Here is a 22,893-nt window from a genome sequence, read left to right as displayed (position 1 = left end):
GGAAAATTAGAGGGCTTTGACGGCGTCCACGAGGGGCTTCACAAAGGCTTCCACCTTCGCGGCGCAATCGGGGCTGGCACCGTTTTGTTCAATCAACTTTACGATGGCGCTGCCGACCACGACGCCATCGGCTTTGCTGGCGATCTCGGCGGCCTGAGCTGGATTGGACACGCCGAAGCCCACGCAGACCGGCACGTCCGTGGCCGCCTGGATGATGGCCACCTGCTCGGCGATGCCCGAGGCGATCTCCACCTGTGCGCCCGTGACGCCGAGGCGGCTCACATAATAGACAAAGCCTTCTGCGCTTTTGGCGATGCTGGTGATGCGTTCGGTCGAGGAGGTCGGGGCGATGAGTTGGATGTGGCGCAGTTCCGGCGTCGGCTTGAGTTCCACATTTTGCGCAACTTCATCCGGCGGCAGGTCCAGCACCAACACGCCATCGGCCCCGGCCGCTGCCGCGTCGATGTGGAAGCGCTCATAGCCGTAGGTATAGACGGGATTGAGGTAGGTGAAGAGAACCAGCGGCACCTGGGACTGCGTGCGCAGCTTCTTGATCATCTCCAGCACCTTCGGCGTGGAGGCTCCGGCCTTCAGAGCGCGGTCCGCCGCCATCTGATTCACCACGCCATCCGCCAGCGGGTCGGAGAAGGGGACTCCAAGTTCAACGACATCTGCGCCCGCACGTTCCAGGGCCAGTACGATGTCGATGGTGGCGTCCAGTGTGGGGTCCCCGGCGCAGACATAGGCTACGAATGCCTTCTTCTTCTGAGTGCGAAGCTGGGCAAAACGGGCGTCGAGACGGTTGGTGGGGGCTGACATGGGGCGTGGTGTTTAGCATGCAATTCCGCCTTTGTCGAATGTCGGAATGGAAGTCAGTCCGAGCCGGACAGTTGGAATGAGGCGGCGTCGAGAGTTGGAAAGATTGACATGCAAAAAATGTGCTGCTACTTAAATGGCAGCTAGGAATTATCAGTATCTCTTATGCGGGACAGATGTACGTCGGGCGAAATTCGGGTGTTGAAATTTCCGAGCTAAAAACAACATGATTTCAGCAGCCATGCGTTTGATTTTGATCATACTTTTTTTCACTGTTGCCGTTCATGGCCTGCATGCACGCGAGTGGAAAAGTGCCGATGGCACCAAGACTTTCAGAGGACAGATCATTTCATACGTGCCTCCGAAAGTGACGGTGATTTTGGAAGATAAAACTCGCATGACTTTCAATGAAAATTTGCTCAGCGAAGCAGATAAAAGATACTGTTATCTGGCCAATCGTGTTTTGAGCAAATCGTATCCGAGCGTCCCGTACAAGGTGGTTCAGGTCTTGGATGAGGGCCTGCTTGCCAACGAACTGCCAACAGACAACCCCTACTACTCAAACGAATTCATGATGATATGGGGTAAATTTAAAAACACCGTTGCTGACAACGAAGCGTACAGAAGAGATCTTTACTGGGCTGGTTCATATACCTTCACAACTGTAGAAGGTTATGATCGAACAATACGCAGCTTTGCTACTTCCTTGGACAAGGCGGTTGCCATCTGGGAATATCGGTTGTCTCCGTCTGAAAATGGACGCTCGTCAAAGCTCACCAAAGAGAGTCTCACCTCGAGCGGCACGGGTTTTGCAGTGACGAGCATCGGGCATGTGGTTACCAATGCACATGTGGTTGACGGAGCTCAAAAAATCTCCGTGCGTGTGGGTGAAAAGCTTGTGGATGCGAAGCTGGTTGCCATCGATCATCAAAACGACCTGGCTGTTCTCAAACTGGATGCCGCAACGCGGCCTCTTAAAATTGGTGCAGATGACTTTGTGAATCTTGGGGATGAGATTTCTGTTGGAGGCTTCCCGAATCCCGACATTCAAGGGACAAGCCTCAAGCTGACACGAGGGGTGATCAGCGGGATGAAAGGCATCCAAGATGACATACGGCATTACCAAATTGATGCAGCCATTCAGCCGGGCAATTCGGGTGGTCCGTTGTTAAGCGCAAGTCGATCCGTCGTAGGTGTTGTCAATGCTCGCCTCAATGACTCTGTTGTGGCGCTTGCTACAGGAGCGCTGCCACAGAATGTGAATTATGCCATTAAGATTGACTACCTTATCCCTCTGCTTCGAAGCGTCGAAGGATTTGCCGAACAGGTGGCTAAAGAAACCTATCCTTCCGAGGTATCTCTCGGGCAATGCCTTGAATCATCGACATACTTGATTTTGTGTCAGGTGGACGCGAAATGAAGAGGCGTGGCATGGCGAGGCGTTAATTTGCTTTATGCCCGGGCTCATGGCTTGGAACGTGGGCGGTCTTGGCCGCAATACTTGGGAGGTGATCGCGGGTTTGTGGCTGGTGGCGCTCTTTTTGGGAGCGTTGGTATGGCTCGCTTGCATCATCTTTGGAAAGGTTCTGCCCATGCGATCGATGTACTGAATTCGACACTGTCCGGAGTGCGCCACCGACTTCGAGCATTCAGTGCTTGCCATCAACTTCGGAGACGAGCGGTATGAGCGCTGTCCGCATTGCCGCAAATGGCTCCGGACCAAGCCCAGCACCGCCAAACAAATCGCGCCACCCAACCCTCCGGGCTGATGTGACGCGTTAGCTTTCGAGCACTCCAAGCGCTCAAAGGAACCTAGTTCTTGAAATGGTGGGTCACGAACTCCACCAGTTTCTCATCACTCATCGGATTGGAGGTGCTTTGGGAGACGACGGTCTTTTTGAACTGGGGTGTTTCGGCAAGGTGATGAACGAATTGTTCCTGGATCGTGCCGCTGCCGGTGATGTGGATCTCATCCGCGTTCACCAGGTGGTGGTCGATCTCTTTGAAGAACTTGTGGACCAGGGTGATTTCGAGATGGTTCGCGGCATTCTCGTTCGAGTTGGAGCCCGGGCCTGGATTCTTGGCGTGACCAAGGACGGTGAACACAGCGGCGGCGGGATCATAGCCGATGATGGTAGCGTGGTGAGTGTCCATCCAGATTCCGAAACGCTTTTTGATTTTGTCTGACATAGGGGTTCACTGAAGGGTGAATGGCCCGAATAGCAAGGCGGCCCCTCTGGGTAGTACACCCCAGGTAGATGTCACATGGATGCCAGCCCATGCAGGGCCGAATAAAAGGGATGCAGGCATTGGTGAGTGTGGCATTTTTGGGGTATCGACGCGTCCTGTTTGGTGTCGGCTGATCCGAGGCTTTGGCCACCATGAGCACTATTTTTCTTCTCCAGCACGTTCACGAATTCGACGACGGTCACGAAGATGTGAAGCTGATCGGAGTCTTTTCAACCGAGGCATTGGCACGTGCCGCGCAGCAGAGGGTGGCTGATCAGCCAGGATTTCGAGACTTGCCGGAGGGCTTCGACATCAGCGAGTGCGGCATCGATGGTAACATCGGCTGGTCAGAGGGCTATGTGTCCGTTCAGCCAGGTGAGGAGTGATTTGGTATGACAGTAATGCCGCGCAACAAGCCAACGGAGCCGAACTTGGGCTCATTCTCCCCAGAAAGACCGCCCTGATTATTCCATGACAGAAGCCCCGTCAGTAACTCCCCGTGTGGTCGATGCGAGATGGTTGCAGCCCGCTCGACTTATCAAGGCAACCGTCATTCTCAGTGTGGTAATTCTCGCTGTCCTGCTCGCTGCCTTATTGCATCCCGACCCTGAGCCTCATAATCAAGAGGCATTCGGAGCCATTGCCACCCAACTTGGAATCCCACTCTGGGCTTTTGTTACTGTCATTGTTGGTTTGGCTTGGGCACCTCTCCCATTCGCATTCTGGCATTTGAATCGGATTTTACTTCGTGGTCTATCTGAGGGGGAAACCATCAGCAAGTTTGGCATAGTGCGGGCTGTTTTTACAGTGCCAAGCCGCCACCCTGATCTCCGAGTGTCAAGATTGATCGTGCTCTTCATCCTCGGTGGATACATCGCGGCACTGTTTACCTATGCCTACATTGCTGATGAACGTGAACTGCAGCGGAAGCGCAGCGAATTACAGGGCGAGCAAAACGTTGGCACCAATCACCCGAGCTCAGAGCCGTAGATGCGTTTTTTCGATTCCGCCCGTGCCCGCCGATTCGACATTCTCACTAAGTTATGACCCAGCTTAGTCGCTAACCACTTCACCCACCCACCACCTCATCCCCCAGCCTCTTATCAGGCACGAGGTAGCCCTGCACATAATCCCGCACGGCTTCGGCCAGCGGGGTGATCTCGGTCTTGAACCCTGAGCCACGCAGTTTGGTGATGTCCGCGCAGGTGTAGTACTGGTACTTGGACTGCAGGTGCTCGGGCATGTCGATGAACTCGATGTTCGGCTCTTTGCCCAGAGCGGTGAAGATGGCGGTGGCGAGTTCGACCCAGGTGTGGGCTTTGCCGGAGCCGAGATTGAAGAGGCCGCCGGCGCTTGGGGTTTCGGCGAGGTGGAGGGTCATGCGGATGGCGTCCTTCACGTAGAGGAAGTCGCGCATCTGCTCGCCGTCCTTGTAGTCGGGGCGGTGGGATTTGAAGAGCTGAACTTTGCCGGTGGCGAGGATCTGGCCGCAGGCTTTGTGCACGAGGCTGCGCATGTCGGCCTTGTGGTCTTCGTTGGGGCCGTAGACGTTGAAATACTTGAGGCCGACGATGTTCGGCAGCCAGCCTTCGCGCCGGGCGTGGAGGTCGAAGAGGTGCTTGGAGTAGCCGTACATGTTCAGCGGGCGCAGGGCATGGATGTCGGGCATCTGGTCGTCCATGCCGTGGGCGCCGTCCCCGTAGGTGGCGGCGGAGGAGGCATAGACAAAGCGGGTCTGATTGGCGAGCGACCATTGGCAGAGCTGCTTGGTGAACTCGTAGTTGTTCCGCATCAGGTAGTCCGCGTCGCGTTCGGTGGTGGCAGAGCAGGCACCGAGGTGGAGGACGTGGTCAAAATGCCCCAGCTTGCCGGGGCTGTGCAGCACGGCCTGCAGGAGGTCGTTGCCGTCGATGTAGTCGGCAAATTTGAGGGGGACGAGGTTTTTCCACTTCTCGTCGGTGCTCAGGCGGTCGCAGACGACGATGTTTTCGCAGCCCCGGCGGTTGAGCTCCCAGACGAGGGCGCTGCCGATGAATCCGGCTCCGCCGGTGATGAGGATGCGACTTTCCGTGTTTTTCATGAGCCCGTCTGGTAACGGGAAAAACGCCGGGATTCAAGCCGGAGCTTGAGTTTGCCTGGTTCTCCGAAAGTTCCCTTTGAAAATGAACGGCCTAAGCCGCCATGGCCTCGGGCTGCTGAGCGGAGTGCATGGGGAGCTGCTCACGCCAGAGGGCCGGATGCAGGAAGGTGGCCCGCGGGTCACGCTCCCATTCGCCTTCCCAGCCGATCACCGTTTCCATGACCATGGGATGCGGGCATTGGATGGCAGGGTACAGCCACTGCTGATCCGCAACTACAAGCTTGGGGATCAAGGCATTGCCATGATATTCGATTTCCCATCCTAGAAGCAGGGGTTCTTCGTCCGTGAAACCGGCGAGTCCCTTGGGGTGCTCCACCCAGCCGACGAGCCCGCTGCTGTTCAGGGCATCCCAAACTTCACGCATTTCCAGATCCACACGAACGGCAAAACCTGTGGTCTTGGCGGCATGGCCACCATTGACGGGATCCCGGCTGACGAGACCGAACAGAATGCTCGTGGGGCAGTTGTCAGGGACGATATCCACCTGAAATCCAAAGCGGATGGGATGATCCGGCAGCACCAAGCTTCCATAGCTTTGAAGCTGGAAGCCTGAGAATGCGGGATCAGCAGCAGCAGTGGCGATGAGTGATTCCATGGAATTCTAAAAAATTAGGATTAGTTTATTAAAATTGCACTCAGTTATTGAAATTTCAAAGTATTTTATTCAAATGCCTTACTTTTGTCACTCAAAATCTTAAAAACTAACAGCCACAGAGGAGAGCTGAACCGATGCCACATGCGTTAAAATTTCTGTCAAAGTAGCGGATTCCTTGCCGCGACGCTATTGACGAAACTGTTGCGCTTGATACCAAATATACCTCGTGGCACTAGCTTCACCGATTAACTGCGTCGAAACCGACCTGACAGCCGATTTTCGCGATCAATTTCTCCTCACCTACCAGCACATGTTGCTGTCCCGGGTGCTGGAAGAAAAGCTTGGTTCGCTCTATCGGGCGGGCGGTCGTATCGTCGGCGGGGTCTACTTGGGCAAAGGCCAGGAGGCTTTCAGTGCCGCACTGGGCGTCCAACTTCGGAAGGGCCAGGACATTTACGGCCCCCTGATCCGTGACCAAGCAGGCCGCGTTGCCTTTGGAGAGCCGATCATCGACTGCGTCCGCACCTATCTGGGGGCGGTCACCGGCCCCATGCGCGGCCGGGATGGCAACATTCACCGTGGCCGTCCGAAAGAGGGGCATCTGGCCATGATCAGCCACCTTGGCAGCCTGCTTTCAGTCGTGGCTGGCGGGCTCTTCGCCCGGCGTATGGCCGGAACTTTGGCCGACAGCATCGGGGCCACCAGCATTGGCGATGGCGGCACCTCCACCGGGGCCTTCCATGAAGGTCTAAACATGGCGGCGGTGGAAAAGCTGCCCATCATCGTCAGCATCGCGAACAATCAGTACGCCTACTCCACGCCAAACACCCGCCAGTATGCCTGTGAAAATCTGGTGGATCGTGCGGCGGGATACGGCATCGAAGGCGTGACGGTGGACGCCACGGATCTCGCCTCCTGTTTGAAAGCCTTCCGGGCTGCGGTTGACAGAGCACGCGCAGGTGGCGGACCGCAGATGATCGTGGGCACGCTGCTACGCCTGGCCGGGCATGGCGAGCACGATGACGCCTCCTATATTCCTGATACCAAGCGGCAGGGGCCCTCCGCACGAGACTGCCTGCAGGTGGCCGAAGATTTCGCCCGTGATCGCGGCTGGATGTCCTCCGCCGATCTGCGCGAGCTCAATGAAGAGGTGCGCCGCAACGTCGACCAAACCGTTTCCAAAGTGTCCAAAGAACCAGCTCCTGATCCCTTCAAAGAAAACTGGCAGGCCCTGTCCTGCGCTGAGCTTGTGGAGGGACAGCACGAAGCATGAGCATCACTTACCTCGAAGCCATTCGAGAGGCCCAGTATGAGGCCCTGCGCGACGACCCATCGGTGTTTCTCTATGGGCAGGACATCGCCACCTTCGGCGGCGCATTCAAAGCCACGAAGAACCTCAGCAAGGAATTTCCGAACCGCGTTTTCGATGCCCCCATCAGCGAAGACGCGATGGTCGGCATGGCCATAGGCGCGGCGGTGGAGGGTGCGCGGCCCATCATTGAGATGCAGTTCGCCGATTTCTCTTCCATCGGCTTCAATCAGATCGTCAATCAGGCGGCCACACTCTACTGGCGGACGAACGTGCCGTGCCCCATCACCATCCGCCTGCCCTCTGGCGGCACGGCTGGCAGCGGCCCGTTTCACAGTCAGTCCATGGAGGCCATCTACGCGCACTATCCCGGCCTGGTGATCGTTACGCCTGCCACTGTGGAAGATGCCTACTGGATGCTGCTGGACAGCGTGAAGCTGAACGACCCCGTCATCTTCTGCGAACACAAGTTCCTCTACTACCATCTCAAGGCCGACCAGATCGGCGACCGCGAGCTGCCTATCGGCAAAGCGCGCATCGCACGCCCGGGCCGCCACGCCACCATTGTGACGTACAGCGCCATGGTGCATGAAGCCCTGCGCGCCGCAGAGGAGCTCCAGCTTGATGGTTATCAGATCGAAGTCGTCGATCTCCGCTCCGTGAAGCCCATGGATACGGATACGATCCTGGCCTCCGTCGCCCGCACCGGGCGTCTGCTGGCCCTTGGCGAGGCATTCCCCTGGGGCGGCGTCACGGCGGAAATCATCGCGCGCGTCACCACGGATGGCTTCCATCTGCTGGACGCGCCACCGATGCGGCTGAACTCCAAGGACACGCCGATCCCGTATCATCCGAATCTCTGGAAGTCGCATCGTCCCACCACCTCCACCATCGCGGCCGCTCTTCGGCGTTTGCTGCGTAATTAAATCTGCCTCCCCGTTTTTCAGCATTCCGTCATGCGCACCATTCCCATCTTGATGCCTCAGCTTGGCGAGTCCATCGCCGAAGCCACCATCATTCGTATTTTGGTCGAGCCCGGTCGTGTGGTTGAGGCAGGCTGTGATCTCTTTGAAGTCGAGACAAACAAGGCCACCATGGCCGTCACCGCCCCCTGCGCCGGCACCATTGGCCAGATCGTGGCCACCACGCAGACCAGCTACGCCGTCGGCTCCACGCTGGCCGCTTTTGAGATCACGCAGGAAGATGCATTGTCGCTGGGTTTGACGGATGAGCCCAAGCCTGCAGCCTCAACTCAGAGCTCCTCCCGCACGGGTTCAGAAGAAGTCGAAAACCTGCACTTCAAGATCAGCGACAACGACGTCATCTCCACACGCCAGCCCACTGTCGAGCCCGTCGTCGGCGGCCTGCCGGTGCCCGCTGGCGCCACGGGTGCGAGCTACATTTCCCCACGCATGCGTGCCCGCATGCTGGAACTGGGCCTGAACGCCTCCGACCTCGCGGGTGTTCCCGGCACCGGTGCAGGTGGCCGTGTGACCGTCGAAGATTTCGAAGCCTTCCTGCGCGCGCTGGAGCAGCACCGCATGACGCCCGCTTCACCCATGCGCATCGCCGTGGCGGATTCCATGCGCCGCAGCTGGACGCGGCCGCTCGCCACCGTGGGCAGTCCCATCATGCTGGATGCCATGCTCGCGCATCGCAAAAAGACCGATCCCAAGCCCGGCCCCGCGCTCTACGTCATTCGCGCCCTCGCTTTGGCGCTGGCTGAAAACACCGCTTTCGCAGGACGCTTGGTGGGCAATCGCATCGTGCATCCGCTGGCCATCGATATCGGCTTCGCCGTGGAAGTCGATGACGGCGTCATGGTGCCCACCCTGCGTGAAGTGGAAAAGACTCCGCTCGTCAAACTGGTGCCTACATACAACAAGCTCGTCGAGCAGGCCCGTGCGCGCCGCCTTCCAAATGATGTGAAGCGTCCCGGCATCGCCACCGTGACCAATTTCGGCACCTTCGGCATTGTGTGGGCCACTCCCATCCCGCTGCCCGAGCAGAATCTCGTCCTTGGCCTTGGGGCCGGCAGCAAAGTCCCGCACTGGAGTGAGGAAGTGAACATGTTCATTCCCGTCACCGAAGCCGAACTGACGCTGAGCTTTGACCATCGCGTGCTCGATGGTGGCGGCGCCGGTCGCCTGCTCAAGCGCGTGGCTGAACTGTTGCAGAAACCCGAACTGCTCTGAAGTACGACAGGCACTCCTGCCTGCCGGCCAGTGCCCCGCAAGCTCCCAAGCGTTCCATTCTTCCAAATCGCGAACGCCATGCACGACAAACCCACGCTGCGCCAGGTCATGCGGGAACGACTGCGTGCCATGGATGAGGCCACGCGCAGTGAGGCGAGTGTGCACATCGCTGCCCACCTCAAGCACCTCGCCGCCACCTGGCCTGCCGGTGTCACCGTGGCGCTCTTTGGAGGTCTCAAGAACGAACCTGATCTCGTGACGCATCTGCTGCCTGCCTTGCACGCACAAGGAGTCCGCACCTGCTTCTTCCAAATCGAACATCAGGCGCTTCAGCCGCGGCAGGTGCGCTCCGTGGAGGATCTGCATCGCGGCCAGATGAACGTCTGGGAGCCGAATCCGCAATGCCCACACATCGACATCGCTGAGCTCGACGTCATCCTCGTTCCCGGTCTCGCCTTCACCCATGGTGGGAAGCGACTTGGGCGTGGGGGCGGCTACTACGACCGCCTGCTGGCTCATCCCCAATGCCGTGCCGAGCGCATCGCTGTCGCCTTTGATGTCCAGATCGTGGATCACATCACTGTCGAGTTTCACGATCAGCACATCCATCAAATCATCACGGAATCCGGCTTGATCCAGTCGTCCGCATCTTGAATGAGTGATGATCAGTTGAGTGACTCTGGTCTCAGCCATTCGTCATTTTACATTCGGCATTCGTCATTTCTCCTCACATGAAGCTCATTCTCGAAATCGTCAGCTCCGGCACCGCCTACTTGGAGAAACGCAAGATCGACGAAGCCCGGCTGAACATGGAGCATCTGCTGGCCCACGTCCTGGGTTGTCGTCGGCTGGATCTCTACCTGCGCTTCAGCGAGCCCGTGGCGGAGGAGGATCTCGTGACGCTGCGCGAGCTGCTGCGCCGCCGTGGGGAAGGGGAGCCGCTGCAGCATCTGCTTGGTACCGTCGAATTCTGCGGCCACGAATTTGTGAGCGATCACCGCGCCCTGATCCCTCGTCCGGAAACGGAAACGCTTGTCGAACTCGTGCTCAAAAAATGCGCCACCGCACCTGCTCGCGTGCTCGACATGGCCACCGGTTCCGGCTGCATCGGCCTCAGCTTGTCCAAAGCCTGGCCTCTCAGCGAGGTCACCCTGGCTGACATCAGCGAAGACGCCCTCGATCTCGCCCGACTCAATGCCTCGCGCCTCAGCGCCAACGTCAAACTTCTGCGCAGCGATCTCTTCGAAAAGATCACCGGCAGCTTCGACGTCATCGTCGCCAATCTTCCCTACATCCCCAGCGCCGAGATCCCCACTCTCAGCATCGAGGTGAAGCGTGATCCCGTCCTTGCTCTTGATGGCGGACCTGACGGCCTGCGAATCGTGGAGCGTTTTCTGAATGATGCACTGCCGCATCTCAACTCAGGGGCGCTCATCGCACTGGAAGTGGGTCATGATCAGGGTGCGCCGGTGGCGACACGCTGCACGGAGCTCGGCTATTTAAATGCAAGCACAGCGGCAGATCTGGCGGGGATTCACCGGTTTGTGTTTGCGGTGGCTCCTCCAAGTCATCTTGCAGAAGCTGTGCCTTGATGGGTGGTGGCGTAACTGAGGCGCCTTTGAATTTGGCTAGGCCCAAATGAAGCAAGATTCATCATGCATGAAATGACATAAAGTTATCGTACGGGGCATGCTGAAAATTCAAAGGCCTGACCCAGAACTGCTTCAATATCCGAAATACCCCAGGAGGGGATGGATCGGAGTGGATCTCGATGGCACCTTGGCCATGGCTGCCCCCTGCGCTGCGCCGCATTGCATTGGCAACCCCGTACCGCAGATGCTTAAGCGGGTGCAGCATTGGATCCAAACGGGCCGCACCGTCAAAATCTTCACCGCTCGTGCCGGTAACGTTCAGGATGAGGAAAGAATTCATCAATGGTGCACTCGTCACGGACTCCCGAAACTGGAAATTACCAATCGCAAAGATCACAAGATGATCGCCTTGTGGGATGACCGCGCAGTAGGCGTCGTCAGGAATACGGGCCTCCCCATTCTGCCGGGGTCAATGTCCTTGTGGCGGTCCGTGCGTCTGCGCCTGGTACAGATGATAGGCGGCAGTGCTTTTATGGAGGCAGACCGCCGCCAGTTGAAGGATCATTTTCCTGCGGCGAGTGAAGCCGGACGGGAATTGTGCGAATTTGGAGGTTAGGTTTCCACGCTGCCGTGACCGTGGAGCTGCTTCATGGAAATTTACCGAGGCGCTTATTTGGGAGTCACGGCAAAGCCCGGATGTCGTTTGGTGATGCCTTTGTCAAAAGTTGCTACGGTTTTACACCCCATCTCGCGACAACGATCAACGATGAGCTCGTCTGACAAATCCGCGCCCTGGCGAATTGCACGCAAGGCACCACGAATTCTGCTTTCATCCTCAAAGATCAAATTGTGAACGGTTAGCAACCGGCCAAATGCCTCGGCGATCTCTTGCGCGCTCCACTGGTAGATTGTGCTGAGCACCCAGTCGGTCTCAATAAGCACCAGATCTGGAACGAAGAAGGTCGCACCCTTTTTCAGCAGCAGGGTCAGCACAGCCCGCAATTGTGCTTCGTCATCTTGTGCGAGATAGCGCACCAGCACGTTGGTGTCTAACCCTGTCATTTTGACGACTTCTTGAAGCTTTTGGCCGCACCTTGGAGCACCGCATTTTTCATGTCCGCTATGCTGACAGGATTGGTCGGTTTTTTCTTCGGAAAAGTATCGGCGATATCTTTGAAGGTTGCCGACTTTGCCGTGAGGAGAACCTTGCCGTCCTCCAGGACTTCATAAGCTAGAATCGACGAGGGCTTGGCTCCCAGCAGAGTGGCGATAGCCTTGGGCAGCGTCGTCTGATTTTTGGAAGTCAGAGTGGAAGAATAAGTCATGTAAGGAACCTCGCTGATTTCCGTGATTTCGTCAATTTGCATTCCCTCACAGCTCCCCCATCCCACCGCGCTTGATCCACGCGTTCAGCGGCTCGAACTGTGTTACATTGATCGTGATGCCGCAACCGAAGGGGGCGGCGTTCACGCTCTGCAGATCCAGCATGCCGTTCTGGATGTTCAAACTCGCAAAGCCTTGGGCGTGGCGTTGGTACAATCCGGCGTGGGTGGTGAGTACGGCATCCTGGGTGGCGGGGGAGTGCATGCTGAGGCCGCGGAAGTAGTGGTGGCCGTTGCGCTCCACGTGGGTGACACCGAGCAGGGCCATGACGCTGAGGTCCTGCAGCAGAGCCACGGGGCCGACGTTGGCGAGGTCTTCGCCGCTGAGGATGGGGCCGCCGAGAATGTGCGGGGTGCGCTTCTTGAGCAGCGCGGCGTTGGCGAGGCCTTTGACGATGCCTTTGCAGTTCTTGTGACTGGTGCCGCGATAGCCGAGATCGAGGGCGCGGGGAAGATCGGCGAGGGAGCCGTCGCTTTCATCAATGATCATGCCGGGGCCTTCGGTCCATGATTGCAGGGTCGCGGCCACATCATCGTTCAGGGCTTGTGAACGATGCAGCGGCTGCTCGATGAGGAGCAGGTTTTGGAAGAGCGGCGCAAGTGCAGCATCGGCGCTGAGCGTCGCGTAGAATTCGCGGAAAGAAGCGAGGTCGTAGAACTGCTCGTTGCCATCGAGCGTGGCGTGAAAGCCGGCGGTGCAGTTCGCAGTGATGATGCGGGTGATCTCGCGCAGGCGTGGCAGGTCGGTTTCGGGCTTGCCGCAGACTTTGATTTTGAAATAGCGCAGGCCGTAGGCGCGGATGTTTTCCTCCAGCGTGTAGGGCAGTCCGTCATCCAGGGTGCCATCGGCGGCGCTGAGCGGATCGCCGAGGCCGACGGTGTGGCGTGCATTCACATGCGTCAGAGGAGCAGGTGCGATGACATCCGCCACGCGCATGCCGCGCAGTTCTTCACGCACGGCTCCGAGATCAATGCCGAGAACATCCGAGCGCAGCACGGCGTGCAGGGGCTGACCGAGGGCTTTGCACAGGCCGTCGAGCACGGAGCGCTCGATCAAACTCACGCCCAAGTTGGCGAGCAGGGAAGGGACTTCTTTGACCTTCGCCCAGTTGCTTTGTTCCGCGTACAAGTTCTGCCACCAAGTGAAGAAGCCCGTGGGTTTCTCAGCGGCGAGCCGGGCGATGCGCGAGGCATTTTGAATGACGGCGATCATCTCCGCGAGATCGAGCTCGAAGGGCGTGTCCGGATTCTTCGTGAACCACTTCGGCGGCAGGCCCTCGCTCGCGAGTCCGCTCACCGCCTTGCCATCCACGACCAAGTTCGCCGTCACGAAGAGGTGAGGCAGCGCGTTCATGCTGGCGATGCCGTACTTGAACGGGAACCGCGTGTGCATGGGCAGCACGTGGAACTGAAAGGACTCGAGGGTGAAGGTCATGGAGAGGAAAAGACCTTTCAATGCTCATGCGGTCAAGGATTCAAGAGGTGGCGAAATCGATCTCGTTTTCCTGTTCATCCTCGATCATGCCGCTCCGCCACCATCGACTGACGCCGTCGCGCTATGAATCCGGCGCTGAGGGGCAGCGTCGGCGAGGTTGAAAAGCCTGATCATTCCAGCCTACTCCACCAGATACAAAATACGTCCGCAGGCTTCACACTGCGTGAGCTTCTCCGACTGCTTCAGGGACTGGATGACCCCGACGACCACCTTCATATGGCAGCCGCCGCACATAGCGTTTTCCATCGGCACGATGGCGGCATCGCCTTTTTTGGTGAAGATGCGGGTGTAAAGATCAAGGGCGTCAGGATCGATCGGCTCGGCCAGTTTGGCGCGTTCGGCATTGAGATCGTCGAGGCGCTTCTTCACGCCCACACCCCGTTCTTCCAGATTTTTCAGTTCCTCGTTCACCCGGACTTGGGTGGCAGCCAGCTTGGCCTGAGCTTCCTTCAGCTTCTCCTTGGCGGCTTCGAGGGCTTCCATCTGCTCCAGTTCGCCGTCTTCCAGCTTGGTCACATCGGCCTCGTAGCGTTTGATTTCATGGCCGAGGGCGGCGAATTCGTCGTTCTTGCGCGTCTCGAACTGCTGGTCCTGCAGACGCTTGATGGAGGTCTGGCGCGTCTGGACATCGAGCTGAATGTTTTTGATCTTCACCTCGACTTCCTTCATGGCCAGATTCGCGGCATCCACGGCGGCCTGATCTCCCGCGAGCTGCATTTTGGCCCGGGTTTGCATCGTGGGGATGTCCTTGAGGTCTTTCTGCAGGGCACGAATGCGCTGGTCACGTTCCTGAAGCTGAATGAGTTTCGTGATGTCTTGAAGCATGTGCATGGATGTAAGCCGAAACGGCGAAGGAGCACAAGCTCTCTATTGTCGGGTTCGGTGCGGGTTTTGGCCACTTGCCCCGCGAAGAGGGCCGCCTCGAACTTCGAACTGCTTGACCAGACCCTTACCCGGCGAAAAGGTACACCCCTTCCATTTCCTTCACTCCCTCAATCCATTCCCTCGTGAAACCCACTCTTCTCATCCTCGCTGCCGGCATGGGCAGCCGTTACGGCGGCCTCAAACAACTCGATGCGATGGGACCTGCGGGCGAGGTGGTGCTGGATTACTCCGTCTTTGATGCGATCCGCGCCGGCTTCGGAAAGGTGGTCTTCGTCATCCGCCGTGACTTTGAGGAGCTCTTCCGCACCCAGATCGGCTCCAAGTATGCAGGCCGCATCGCCGTGGATTACGCGTTTCAGGATCTGCACGATCTTCCTGCCGGGTTCACCGTGCCGGAAGGCCGCACCAAGCCCTGGGGCACCGCGCACGCGCTGCTCGCTGCCGAGAAGGTGGTGAACGAGCCCTTCCTCATGATCAATGCCGACGACTTCTACGGCCAGGACGCCTTTAAAAAGATCGCCGCAGATCTCGTCCAGCCTCGTCCGCAGGACGGCAAAAGCCACTGGTCCATGGTGGGCTTCTACCTGAAAAACACCCTCTCAGATCACGGCAGCGTCTCCCGTGGCGTCTGCACCTGCGACGCCAATGGAATGCTGAGCACCGTCTTGGAAATGACCAAGATTTTCAAATGCGACACCGGTGCGGAAAACCGCGAGGTGGAGGGCGCTTACGTGCCGCTCACCGGCAATGAAGTCGTGTCCATGAACTTCTTCGGATTCACGCCCGACATCTTCGCGCACCTGCGCGCCGCCTTCGCCGCCTTCCTTGCCGAGCGCGGCACCGAGCTCAAATCCGAGTGTTACGTGCCCGCCCAAGTCGATGCCCTCATCGCCGCTGGTAAGGCCGATGTGCGCGTGCTGGAAACCACCGGCAAGTGGTTCGGCGTCACCTATCCAGAAGACAAGGCGGAGGTGGTGGCCAGCATTCGCGCGCTGATTGATGCGGGAGAGTACCCGCAGTCGCTGTGGGGCTAATCGGCAAAAGAGACGCAGAATCAATTCGTGGGTTTGACATTGCGTTGAATGCCGCGTGGGGGGCTTTGGCCGACAGGCAAAAGCTTCCCTGCATCGCTCATTTGAATCATCAAGACTGCCAGAGAGGTTAAATTTTCTTCGGCGGTCGATTTTCGCTGAAATGCCGGAACTGGCTTCTCTGAAGCGGCAAACGGATCTGGATTCGAAGAAGCCGCGGCGGGAAGCTTGTAGGATTGAAACAGTTCCCATCTGGAGAAGGCGCGGTGGATACCGGAAAAATGCACTTCCATATAAACACTGTCGCCATCCAGTCCGTCATCGTAGGGATCTTCGGTGGGCACGTTCTCAAGGTCGATGTGGCCGGTGAAAAATTTCAAAACGGCTGCATCAGAGTCAGAGATCATCCTTTTGTGCTTTGTGGTCCCGGATTTGGAAACGACAATCGTTTCCAACGATCTTTTCAAAAAGTCACAGTCTAGGATGACAGTCTCTTTTTCACCCCGAAGCCAAACCATGCGGCAGATGCCATCACTTTTATCTTTGGTGAGTTCGGCGAAAGGCTTCAATCCTTGGGATCTCAGCAGAGCATGCCCCCTTTCTTCGTCCGTGGCCCTCGATTCAATGCCACCTATCAGTGCAAAGAGAATCCCCAAGATCAATTTCAGGTTATTCATGGTGCTTTTGCTGCGAGATTTTGTCGCTGTGACTATACAACATGCCACGTTGGGAAGACCAGCGGCCATTTGTATTTGTGCCCTGGAATCAAGGACTTTCAGGACCCAAAGTCACTCAAGCTTTTCCAGCAACCGCTCCACGCTCCGCACCGTCGCGCCTTCGTGAATCGTCAGCGCATCATGGCCTGCCTGCGCCATGCGCGCTGCTTTGGATTGATCCTGCAGCAGTGTGCGGCAGGCGGATTCCAGCTCTGCAAAATCAGCGACCTGCTGCGCGCCTTGGTGCTTCAGCAGCAGATCCACCAGCGGCGTGAAGTTTTCCATGTGCGGACCAAAGAGCACCGGCTTTTGAGCCAGCGCGGCCTCGGCGGGGTTTTGGCCGCCTTCAGCGAGGAAGCTCTTCCCGACCACCACCAGCGTGGCGAGATGCTGCCACGCGGCGAGCTCGCCCGTGGTGTCGATCAGCAAGACGGGCGCACTGGCACTCACGCGTGAGTTGGGCACGCTGCGCAGGGCAGGGGAGATGCCGATGCTTTGCAACTCAGCGCTGATTTCCGCACGGCGCTCCACATGGCGCGGCACGATGAGCAGCGCGAGATTGCGCACCTGTTCGCGCAGACGCAGGAAGACGCGCGCGAGTTCGATCTCCTCTCCCGCATGCGTGCTGGCGGCGAGCAGCGTGGGCTGCGTCTCGGCAATGCCCGCCAGCGCGCGCACTGCATGCAGTTCCTCGATTTTGATGGCAGGCACGATCGCACCTTCGGGATCGTATTTGATGCTGCCGGTGAGATGGATGCGCTCCGCATCGACTCCAAAGCCCTGCCAGCGTGCGACGTCGTCGGCCTCCTGTACCAGGACCTGCTTCAGCATGCGAAAGATCGGCCCGATGAACCAGCTGAACTTGCGGTAGCGGCGCTCGCTGCGCGGAGAAAGCCGCGCATTGACCAGTGAAATGGGAATGCCGAGGCGTGAGGCGCAGGCCGTGAGGTTGGGCCACACTTCCGCTTCGACGAGCACCAACTGCGTGGGCTGAATGCGCTCCAGCATGAGACGGCCCACACCCGGCAGATCAATAGGACTGTAGATGGCCACCACGCGGCCTGCATGCTGCGCCGCCAGCTCTTCAGCGAGCGCATATCCCGTGGGCGTCGTCGTGCTGAGCACGATGCCGAGGTTGGCGTGAGTTTTCAGCAATCGGGTGATGAGCTTCCTCGCCACCCCCACTTCACCCACGCTCACGGCATGCACCCAGAAGCGTTCGCGCTGGGGCAGGGCATTGATGGCGGCCTGGGTCTCACGGGGAAAGAAGCCGAAGCGCTGGGCGAGATCCTGCCAGCGGCCATTGCGGCGGCGCATCTTGCGGATGGCTCCCGGCAGCATCAGCACGAGCCCCAGAGGCAGCGCCAGATTGTAGAGAGTGAGGCTAAGCGCTTTCGATGCCATGCGGAAGTTTGCGCAGCCAGACGATGCGGGTGGAGCCGTAATTGCGATCCGTCAGCACCTCCCAGCCGGGCCAGCTTTTCGTTTCGCGGTTGAAGTGGTGACTTTCCAGAATGAGGTGGCTCTCCGCGTGCAGCAGCGCAGGCAGAGATTCTTCGGCCAGAAGTTTGGCCACGAAGTCGGTGTCCTCATCGCAGTGCGTGTAGGGCGGATCGGCGAAGATGAGATCGAACTGCTTGCCGTCTTTTTCCAGCAGCGGCAGCATGCGGAAGACATCGCTGTGGCGCACCGTGGCCCCTGTGAGCTTCGTCTTGGCAATGTTCCGGCGGATGACGTCGCAGGCGCCTTTGTTTTCATCCACAAACACCGCCGACGCCGCGCCCCGGCTCAGGCATTCCAGGCCGATGGCCCCTGTGCCGGCAAACAAATCGAGCACATGCGCGCCCGGAACGAGTTCGCCCAGCATCGAGAACACAGCCTGCCTCACCCGATCCTGCGTGGGACGAGTGACGGTTTTGGGGACTTCGAGAGCGAGCCCTCCTGCACTGCCAGAAATGATACGCACCCCGTTCCTTTAGCGGTGGGCTGGAGGGATGCAAGAAGGGGCTGCGGCGGGAAGAATGGACCATGGAAAAACACCCGAGGGCATGGGCCGTCGAATCGTCGTGTGCTCCGGCTGCTTGCAGGCTCGCCTTTAACCTAAGTAAAGAATCAGGCCAGCAAGCAAATCAGGCTTCCGCCACACGGGTTTTCTCGACAATAGGTGATTTGGCTATTATCATTAAAGATGGAAAATATGGAAAAAGCTCTTCATTCACCATTTGGGTTCAACGACAGCGTCCCAGCTCACCCCGCGAACCAAAAGGCCAGCACCTTCCCCCTGATTCAGACGGGTTCCATCCATCAGCAAGATCTCCAGCCCTCCCCCATCAATCCCGACTGGATCCTCGAAGGCAACCCGATTGCCCGGGCCACCACCCTGGCGATTGCTCCGGACAGAACGCTTTCCTGCGCTGTCTGGGAGTGCCATGCGGGCAGCTTTAAATGGGTGTTTGGACTGGATGAGATCATCCAGATCCTGGAAGGCGAAGTGGTGATCGAAGAACAGAATGAGGGCCGAAAGGTCCACACCCTGCGCGCCGGAGACACCGCCTTTTTTCCGGATGGCCTGACCACGAAATGGACCGTGTCCAAATACGTGAAGAAGTTCGCCATTCACCGCACCATCCCCCGTTCCTTCTTCTGGCGCCTCAAGCGCAAAATGCGTCACCTGTTAGGCCTCGTGACGAAGGCTGGCATGGGCTGCTACGGTGCCATGATCCACTTTGAGAGTGCCGTGGAGACGCTGAGCATGGCGTGATGCGCCAAAAAGAGTAGAGAATGCACTCTCTTTATTAGTTATGGCGAATTTCTGGCAGGGAACAATTCGGTGGCTTTGCCTGAGAAGGGCAGGTGTTGTCTGAAACTTTCCTCATGGAGGAAAGGGTGCTTCATCCCTTTCCAAATCGAAGGTTCTCACGGAGAGTTTGGCTTTGTATAGCTTAACGCCAGGTGTCATCCTCACAAATGATTGAGCCCGCTGAGCCGTCTCCTTGTCGGCTCGAACTCCGACAATTACCTCAGCAATGGCGCGTTGAGGGATTGCACACAAGTTGATAGGAAATTCTGGCGGTAATCTCTCAATTTTTTTGAGTCCTGAGAACTCCTCGAACGTAACAATGAGGCGTAGCTCACGTTCATGTTTCCAATCGGAAGCTTTTCGAAGCATGATCGATTTGTCTGCTCCTTTGCCTGTCGAGAAATCGACTTTTATCTTATCAGAGCGGTATTCAACCCAATCTAGTCTCTGCAGTCCTTTTCTGGAACCAGAAAAAAACTCATGATCAGATCTGAAACCAACACAATAGCCATGATGCTCGCTCGCATAATGCGCCCACATTGAGCTGTATTTCCAGTCGGAAGTAAAACTAATCATTCCGAATTTCTGACTTGTGGAATGAAGTAATTGTTCAGCCATTGCACGCTCGGTCGCCTCAATGTTTTCCTTGTTGTACGGTTCGCAGCGCAGAGTTTGCCGAACAAGCTGGCGGTCAATCAAATTTTGAATTTTAGCCGGATTCAAAATGGATTCAAAATGGATTCATTCTTAATGCGGCGAATCTCTTCTTGGATTGGCAAAGAAGCCTTCAAAGTTAGATTTTCTCTATTAACAAAACCCAGGCATTCAAAAGGATCATTTAATTCACTTGGCGGCGTGGCTCTTAGGCAGCGGTTATCAAGGAAGTCTTCCTTTTGGGAAGATGGTTTTGAAGGGATGAATTTATAGATGATACTTGGCGCTGGTGTCTGCATTGAGAATGTAGGGGGAACTCCACTCTCAATGTCAAACGCTAAGATTAGGAACTATATAGTTGGTGCGAACCCTATTTGCGCCGCGGCTCACTTCCCATTCTTAAACACATACAGCACGCCATCATCCGCACCGAAAAGCACGTAGTTCCCGGCGACAGCCGCTGACGTCTTCACCGGGGCACCGATTTCGTTGTGCCACACCTCTTTCCCTGTCTTGAGGTCGAGGGCGTAGATGTAGCCGTCGTCGCAGCCGAAGAGGGCCACTTTCCCTGCGCAAATCACGGCGCTGCTGTCGATGCGATCACGGGCACGGAATTCCCAGAGTTGTGCGCCGGTGACGCGGTCGATGGCGTGGAAGCGTTTGTCGCGGCCGCCGACATAGACGCCCTTTTCCCAGATGGCGGGTGCGGCGTAGTACTCGAAGTCGCGCTCGCCGTATTCCCAGACCTTCGTGCCATCGGCGATGCGGTAGGCGCCCACGCGGTTGCCGTAATGGCTGACGTAGATGACGCCGTCGGCGATGGCGACGTTGTTGCCGATGTAGGCCCCCACTTCGATCTGCCGCTCTTCCTTGCCGGTCTTCACATCATGCACGTGCAGCACGCTGTCGCAGCCGCCGAAGACGACCTTGCCGTCGCCCACGGCGGAGCCGCCATTGATGTAGTAGCCGGTTTCAGCGGCCCACTCCTTCACGCCCGTTTTGGCATCGAGGCAATAGATGGAGTAGTCGTAGCTGCCGATGATGATTTTCTGCGCCTTGGTTTCGGGATTCGTCCAGACATTGGCGGCGGCGTGGATTTCGGCCTGCGTTTCAAACTTCCAGACTTCCTTGCCGGTGTCGGCGTTCCTGGCATAGACAAAGCCATCCTGGCAGCCCACGACGACGAGTTCGCCCGCAAAGGCGGCAGCACCGTCAAAGGCGCCCTTGGCCTCGGCCTTCCATATTTCTTTGCCGGTGGCGAGGTCGAGGCAGAAGAATTTACCGTCCTTGCTGCCCAGGTAGACCTTGCCGCTGCGCACGACGGCGCTGGAGACGAGCATCTCGGGCTGCCCCTTCGGCTTGTCCATGAGCTTGAACTGCCAGGCGAGCTCCAGCGGGAACTTCAGCTCGACGGGGGAGGTGCCTGTCATGGCCGCGTTGCCACGGGAGTCCGGCCAGTCCGCCGTTTGGGCATGCAGAAGGGCGGGGAGGAGGAGGCAGAGGAAAAGCGAGGAACGCATGAGTTTGGACTGTGAAACTGCCATGGTGTGCGCTTTGTTGCAAACAAGCCGATGTCTGAACACGATCTCCAACAGCCGCCGCCCATTCCGCCTGACCTGCGGTGTGAGTATGAGGAGCGTCCGTTTCAGAACTGCACGCGCTGCGGCGAGTCCCTGCCGGACTTCCCCGGGGGCTTTCAAATCTCCAAGGCCTACAAGCGCGGTGAATGCGTGATGGAGTATGCGCTGTGCGATCACTGCCGCTCGCAGATGATGGAGGAGTTCTCCCAGGAGTCCAAGAAGCGGCTGGCGCAGTTTCAGGACGAACAGGTGACGCTGGAACGCGGCCTGGAAGCGTGCGCGGTGTGCAATGCGCGGCGCGATGCCCCGGGCATGGAGGATTTTGTGATCACCGGCGTGTGCGAGGGGCTCTCCCTGCTGCACAGCGTGATGATCTGCGGCAAGTGCGGCGACACCGTGCAGGGCTTCATCTCCGTGAAAACGCGCGACACCTGGCGGCGCTTTGTGGATGACAACTTCCCCGGGCCGCCGCCCATGGATTCGCTGCCGGAACCGGTGGCGGTTTATCGCCCTCCGGTGTCGGTGATCTCCAAAGCGTGATCGGAACGGAACTGGAGTTCATCCAGTCCGCGCTCAATGCCCGCAGCTCTCTCCTTCAGGATTGGTGTCTTCCACCTTGGTGGTGGCTTTGAGCTCCTCGAGCAGGGCGTTGAATTTTTTGTCGCGGTATTCTTCGAGGAAGCGGTTTCTCACGTCAGCCTTCACTTCGTCAAACGGACGTGCCACGGATGGGCGGCGGCCGGTGACGGTGCAGACATGGAAGCCAAGCTGGGTGTTGAAGACGGGGCTGATCTCTCCCTCGCCCATGGAGAAGGCGATGGTTTCAAACTCTTCCATGAACTCGCCGCGCTTGAACCAGCCGAGGTCAATCTGCTGCTGGTCGCCGGAGCGGTGCTCTTCCGCGAGCTTGGCGAAGTCTGCCCCGGCAAGAAGCTGGGAGCGGACATCGCGCATGGCTTGATAGATCTCCTGACGGCTGGTCGCGCCTGAGAGGCCTTTGGTGATGTGGGAGGCCTGGATCTCCTCGTCGGTCATGTAGTGCTTGAGATTGGCCTCATAGCAGGCCCTCAGCTCGGCCTCGGTCGGCTCCGGCTCAGGGGCGTAGATTTCCTGCAGCGTTTTGTCCAGCCGGACACCGCCTGCCACGTTCTCGCGGACGAGCGCTTCGTCTTTGACCTGCATGCCGATGTTCATGTAGAACTGCATTTCACCACCGGCCTCGTCGATGAGCTTGGTCAGGCGTGCCGTGACATCCTCTTCGGAGACCTCGGGGTGGCGGCGGCGGCTCTCCTGACCCAAAAGGGCGCGGGAGATGAGGTTGTCCTTGGCGATGCCGCGGAATTCAGGGTCACGCTCACAGCAGGCCACCTGGAGGGTGCGCTCGTAGTGACTTTTGATGTGGCGGAATTCCGCTTCAATGATTTCGTCGTCGATGTGTTCGCCGTTGATGATTAGTGCCATATGGGCCGAACAT

Annotated in this window: 27 protein-coding genes; 12 read left to right on the top strand and 15 right to left on the bottom strand. The window is 58.0% G+C overall.

The genetic code is table 11. The annotated features are described in order from the left end of the window. Positions 1–6: 6 nt before the first annotated feature. Positions 7–819 carry a tryptophan synthase subunit alpha gene (trpA, locus tag AC3RLQ_RS13350; protein WP_493037825.1) on the bottom strand — a complete coding sequence of 271 codons (813 nt, stop codon included), beginning with the start codon at positions 817–819 and terminating at the stop codon, positions 7–9. Positions 820–1,042: 223 nt separating this feature from the next. Here trpA and AC3RLQ_RS13345 point away from each other — a divergent pair, with 223 nt between their 5' ends. Further along, a complete protein-coding gene (locus tag AC3RLQ_RS13345; RefSeq protein ID WP_493037823.1) occupies positions 1,043–2,236 on the top strand; it encodes a S1C family serine protease in 1,194 nt (397 codons plus the stop codon). 392 nt (positions 2,237–2,628) lie between these two features. Here the strand turns inward: AC3RLQ_RS13345 and AC3RLQ_RS13340 are convergent, their stop codons facing one another. Continuing rightward, a complete protein-coding gene (locus AC3RLQ_RS13340) occupies positions 2,629–3,006 on the bottom strand; it encodes a hypothetical protein (protein WP_493037821.1) in 378 nt (125 codons plus the stop codon). A 191-nt stretch (positions 3,007–3,197) separates the two neighbouring features. On the opposite strand from AC3RLQ_RS13340, the gene AC3RLQ_RS13335 reads away from it, so the two are divergent. Together AC3RLQ_RS13335 and AC3RLQ_RS13330 are read left to right on the top strand one after the other, a co-directional pair. Further along, the gene (locus AC3RLQ_RS13335; RefSeq protein ID WP_493037819.1) at positions 3,198–3,431 is read left to right on the top strand and encodes a DUF7336 domain-containing protein; all 234 of its coding nucleotides are present in this window, start codon (positions 3,198–3,200) and stop codon (positions 3,429–3,431) included. Between the two features lie 85 nt (positions 3,432–3,516). Beyond that, complete coding sequence (locus AC3RLQ_RS13330) at positions 3,517–4,035, top strand: hypothetical protein (RefSeq protein WP_493037817.1); 519 nt, start codon at positions 3,517–3,519, stop codon at positions 4,033–4,035. Positions 4,036–4,114: 79 nt separating this feature from the next. On the opposite strand, the gene rfaD is transcribed toward AC3RLQ_RS13330, so the two are convergent. After that, complete coding sequence (gene rfaD, locus AC3RLQ_RS13325) at positions 4,115–5,125, bottom strand: ADP-glyceromanno-heptose 6-epimerase (protein WP_493037815.1); 1,011 nt, start codon at positions 5,123–5,125, stop codon at positions 4,115–4,117. A gap of 91 nt (positions 5,126–5,216) precedes the next feature. Continuing rightward, positions 5,217–5,780 (bottom strand): hypothetical protein, encoded by a 564-nt coding sequence (locus tag AC3RLQ_RS13320; RefSeq protein ID WP_493037813.1) that lies wholly within the window; start codon positions 5,778–5,780, stop codon positions 5,217–5,219. Positions 5,781–6,006: 226 nt separating this feature from the next. On the opposite strand from AC3RLQ_RS13320, the gene AC3RLQ_RS13315 reads away from it, so the two are divergent. The 6 genes from AC3RLQ_RS13315 (at position 6,007) to AC3RLQ_RS13290 (ending at position 11,492) form a co-directional block, all read left to right on the top strand. Then, entirely contained in the window at positions 6,007–7,053 is a 1,047-nt protein-coding gene (locus AC3RLQ_RS13315; RefSeq protein WP_493037811.1) for a thiamine pyrophosphate-dependent dehydrogenase E1 component subunit alpha, read from the top strand. After that, positions 7,050–8,015: an alpha-ketoacid dehydrogenase subunit beta gene (locus AC3RLQ_RS13310; protein ID WP_397383299.1), complete on the top strand. Its 966-nt coding sequence runs from the start codon at positions 7,050–7,052 to the stop codon at positions 8,013–8,015. The genes AC3RLQ_RS13315 and AC3RLQ_RS13310 overlap by 4 nt, the downstream gene beginning before the upstream one ends. Positions 8,016–8,045: 30 nt before the next feature. Then, a complete protein-coding gene (locus tag AC3RLQ_RS13305) occupies positions 8,046–9,284 on the top strand; it encodes a dihydrolipoamide acetyltransferase family protein (protein WP_493037809.1) in 1,239 nt (412 codons plus the stop codon). 78 nt (positions 9,285–9,362) lie between these two features. After that, positions 9,363–9,938 (top strand): 5-formyltetrahydrofolate cyclo-ligase, encoded by a 576-nt coding sequence (locus tag AC3RLQ_RS13300; protein ID WP_493037807.1) that lies wholly within the window; start codon positions 9,363–9,365, stop codon positions 9,936–9,938. A gap of 77 nt (positions 9,939–10,015) precedes the next feature. Beyond that, positions 10,016–10,876, top strand: coding sequence for a peptide chain release factor N(5)-glutamine methyltransferase (gene prmC / locus AC3RLQ_RS13295; protein ID WP_493037805.1), 861 nt, complete (start codon positions 10,016–10,018; stop codon positions 10,874–10,876). A gap of 97 nt (positions 10,877–10,973) precedes the next feature. Continuing rightward, on the top strand, positions 10,974–11,492 hold the full coding sequence (locus AC3RLQ_RS13290; protein WP_493037803.1) for a hypothetical protein: 519 nt from the start codon (positions 10,974–10,976) through the stop codon (positions 11,490–11,492). 53 nt (positions 11,493–11,545) lie between these two features. Here the strand turns inward: AC3RLQ_RS13290 and AC3RLQ_RS13285 are convergent, their stop codons facing one another. From AC3RLQ_RS13285 to AC3RLQ_RS13270, 4 genes are all read right to left on the bottom strand, one after another. Then, entirely contained in the window at positions 11,546–11,938 is a 393-nt protein-coding gene (locus AC3RLQ_RS13285) for a type II toxin-antitoxin system VapC family toxin (protein ID WP_422319815.1), read from the bottom strand. Further along, positions 11,935–12,243 carry an AbrB/MazE/SpoVT family DNA-binding domain-containing protein gene (locus AC3RLQ_RS13280; RefSeq protein ID WP_493037800.1) on the bottom strand — a complete coding sequence of 103 codons (309 nt, stop codon included), beginning with the start codon at positions 12,241–12,243 and terminating at the stop codon, positions 11,935–11,937. The genes AC3RLQ_RS13285 and AC3RLQ_RS13280 overlap by 4 nt, the downstream gene beginning before the upstream one ends. A 4-nt stretch (positions 12,244–12,247) precedes the next feature. Beyond that, positions 12,248–13,693 (bottom strand): hypothetical protein, encoded by a 1,446-nt coding sequence (locus AC3RLQ_RS13275; protein WP_493037798.1) that lies wholly within the window; start codon positions 13,691–13,693, stop codon positions 12,248–12,250. A gap of 180 nt (positions 13,694–13,873) precedes the next feature. Then, complete coding sequence (locus AC3RLQ_RS13270) at positions 13,874–14,578, bottom strand: zinc ribbon domain-containing protein (protein WP_422319812.1); 705 nt, start codon at positions 14,576–14,578, stop codon at positions 13,874–13,876. A gap of 182 nt (positions 14,579–14,760) precedes the next feature. Here AC3RLQ_RS13270 and AC3RLQ_RS13265 point away from each other — a divergent pair, with 182 nt between their 5' ends. Beyond that, positions 14,761–15,672, top strand: coding sequence for a nucleotidyltransferase family protein (locus tag AC3RLQ_RS13265; RefSeq protein ID WP_493037796.1), 912 nt, complete (start codon positions 14,761–14,763; stop codon positions 15,670–15,672). A 20-nt stretch (positions 15,673–15,692) separates the two neighbouring features. Here the strand turns inward: AC3RLQ_RS13265 and AC3RLQ_RS13260 are convergent, their stop codons facing one another. The 3 genes from AC3RLQ_RS13260 to rsmD all read right to left on the bottom strand — a co-directional run bounded on the left by AC3RLQ_RS13260 (position 15,693) and on the right by rsmD (position 18,351). Then, positions 15,693–16,346, bottom strand: coding sequence for a hypothetical protein (locus AC3RLQ_RS13260; protein ID WP_493037794.1), 654 nt, complete (start codon positions 16,344–16,346; stop codon positions 15,693–15,695). A gap of 111 nt (positions 16,347–16,457) precedes the next feature. Beyond that, positions 16,458–17,789, bottom strand: coding sequence for a 3-deoxy-D-manno-octulosonic acid transferase (locus tag AC3RLQ_RS13255; protein WP_493037792.1), 1,332 nt, complete (start codon positions 17,787–17,789; stop codon positions 16,458–16,460). Continuing rightward, positions 17,770–18,351, bottom strand: a complete 582-nt coding sequence (gene rsmD / locus AC3RLQ_RS13250; protein WP_493037790.1) for a 16S rRNA (guanine(966)-N(2))-methyltransferase RsmD — start codon at positions 18,349–18,351, stop codon at positions 17,770–17,772. The genes AC3RLQ_RS13255 and rsmD overlap by 20 nt, the downstream gene beginning before the upstream one ends. A 231-nt stretch (positions 18,352–18,582) precedes the next feature. On the opposite strand from rsmD, the gene AC3RLQ_RS13245 reads away from it, so the two are divergent. Continuing rightward, a complete protein-coding gene (locus AC3RLQ_RS13245; RefSeq protein ID WP_493037788.1) occupies positions 18,583–19,146 on the top strand; it encodes a cupin domain-containing protein in 564 nt (187 codons plus the stop codon). 111 nt (positions 19,147–19,257) lie between these two features. Here AC3RLQ_RS13245 and AC3RLQ_RS13240 read toward each other — a convergent pair whose 3' ends face one another. From AC3RLQ_RS13240 to AC3RLQ_RS13230, 3 genes are all read right to left on the bottom strand, one after another. After that, on the bottom strand, positions 19,258–19,908 hold the full coding sequence (locus AC3RLQ_RS13240) for a DUF2971 domain-containing protein (RefSeq protein WP_493037786.1): 651 nt from the start codon (positions 19,906–19,908) through the stop codon (positions 19,258–19,260). Beyond that, a complete protein-coding gene (locus AC3RLQ_RS13235; protein WP_493037784.1) occupies positions 19,905–20,138 on the bottom strand; it encodes a hypothetical protein in 234 nt (77 codons plus the stop codon). The genes AC3RLQ_RS13240 and AC3RLQ_RS13235 overlap by 4 nt, the downstream gene beginning before the upstream one ends. Positions 20,139–20,225: 87 nt before the next feature. Next, positions 20,226–21,359 carry an outer membrane protein assembly factor BamB family protein gene (locus AC3RLQ_RS13230; RefSeq protein ID WP_493037782.1) on the bottom strand — a complete coding sequence of 378 codons (1,134 nt, stop codon included), beginning with the start codon at positions 21,357–21,359 and terminating at the stop codon, positions 20,226–20,228. A gap of 51 nt (positions 21,360–21,410) precedes the next feature. On the opposite strand from AC3RLQ_RS13230, the gene AC3RLQ_RS13225 reads away from it, so the two are divergent. Further along, positions 21,411–21,959, top strand: a complete 549-nt coding sequence (locus AC3RLQ_RS13225; RefSeq protein ID WP_493037780.1) for a hypothetical protein — start codon at positions 21,411–21,413, stop codon at positions 21,957–21,959. 33 nt (positions 21,960–21,992) lie between these two features. Here AC3RLQ_RS13225 and AC3RLQ_RS13220 read toward each other — a convergent pair whose 3' ends face one another. Beyond that, a complete protein-coding gene (locus AC3RLQ_RS13220; RefSeq protein ID WP_493037778.1) occupies positions 21,993–22,880 on the bottom strand; it encodes a peptidylprolyl isomerase in 888 nt (295 codons plus the stop codon). Positions 22,881–22,893 lie beyond the last annotated feature (13 nt).

The organism is Prosthecobacter sp. GW821-HT29F12 (assembly GCF_058803405.1).
This window is presented reverse-complemented; position numbering and strand designations above follow the sequence as displayed.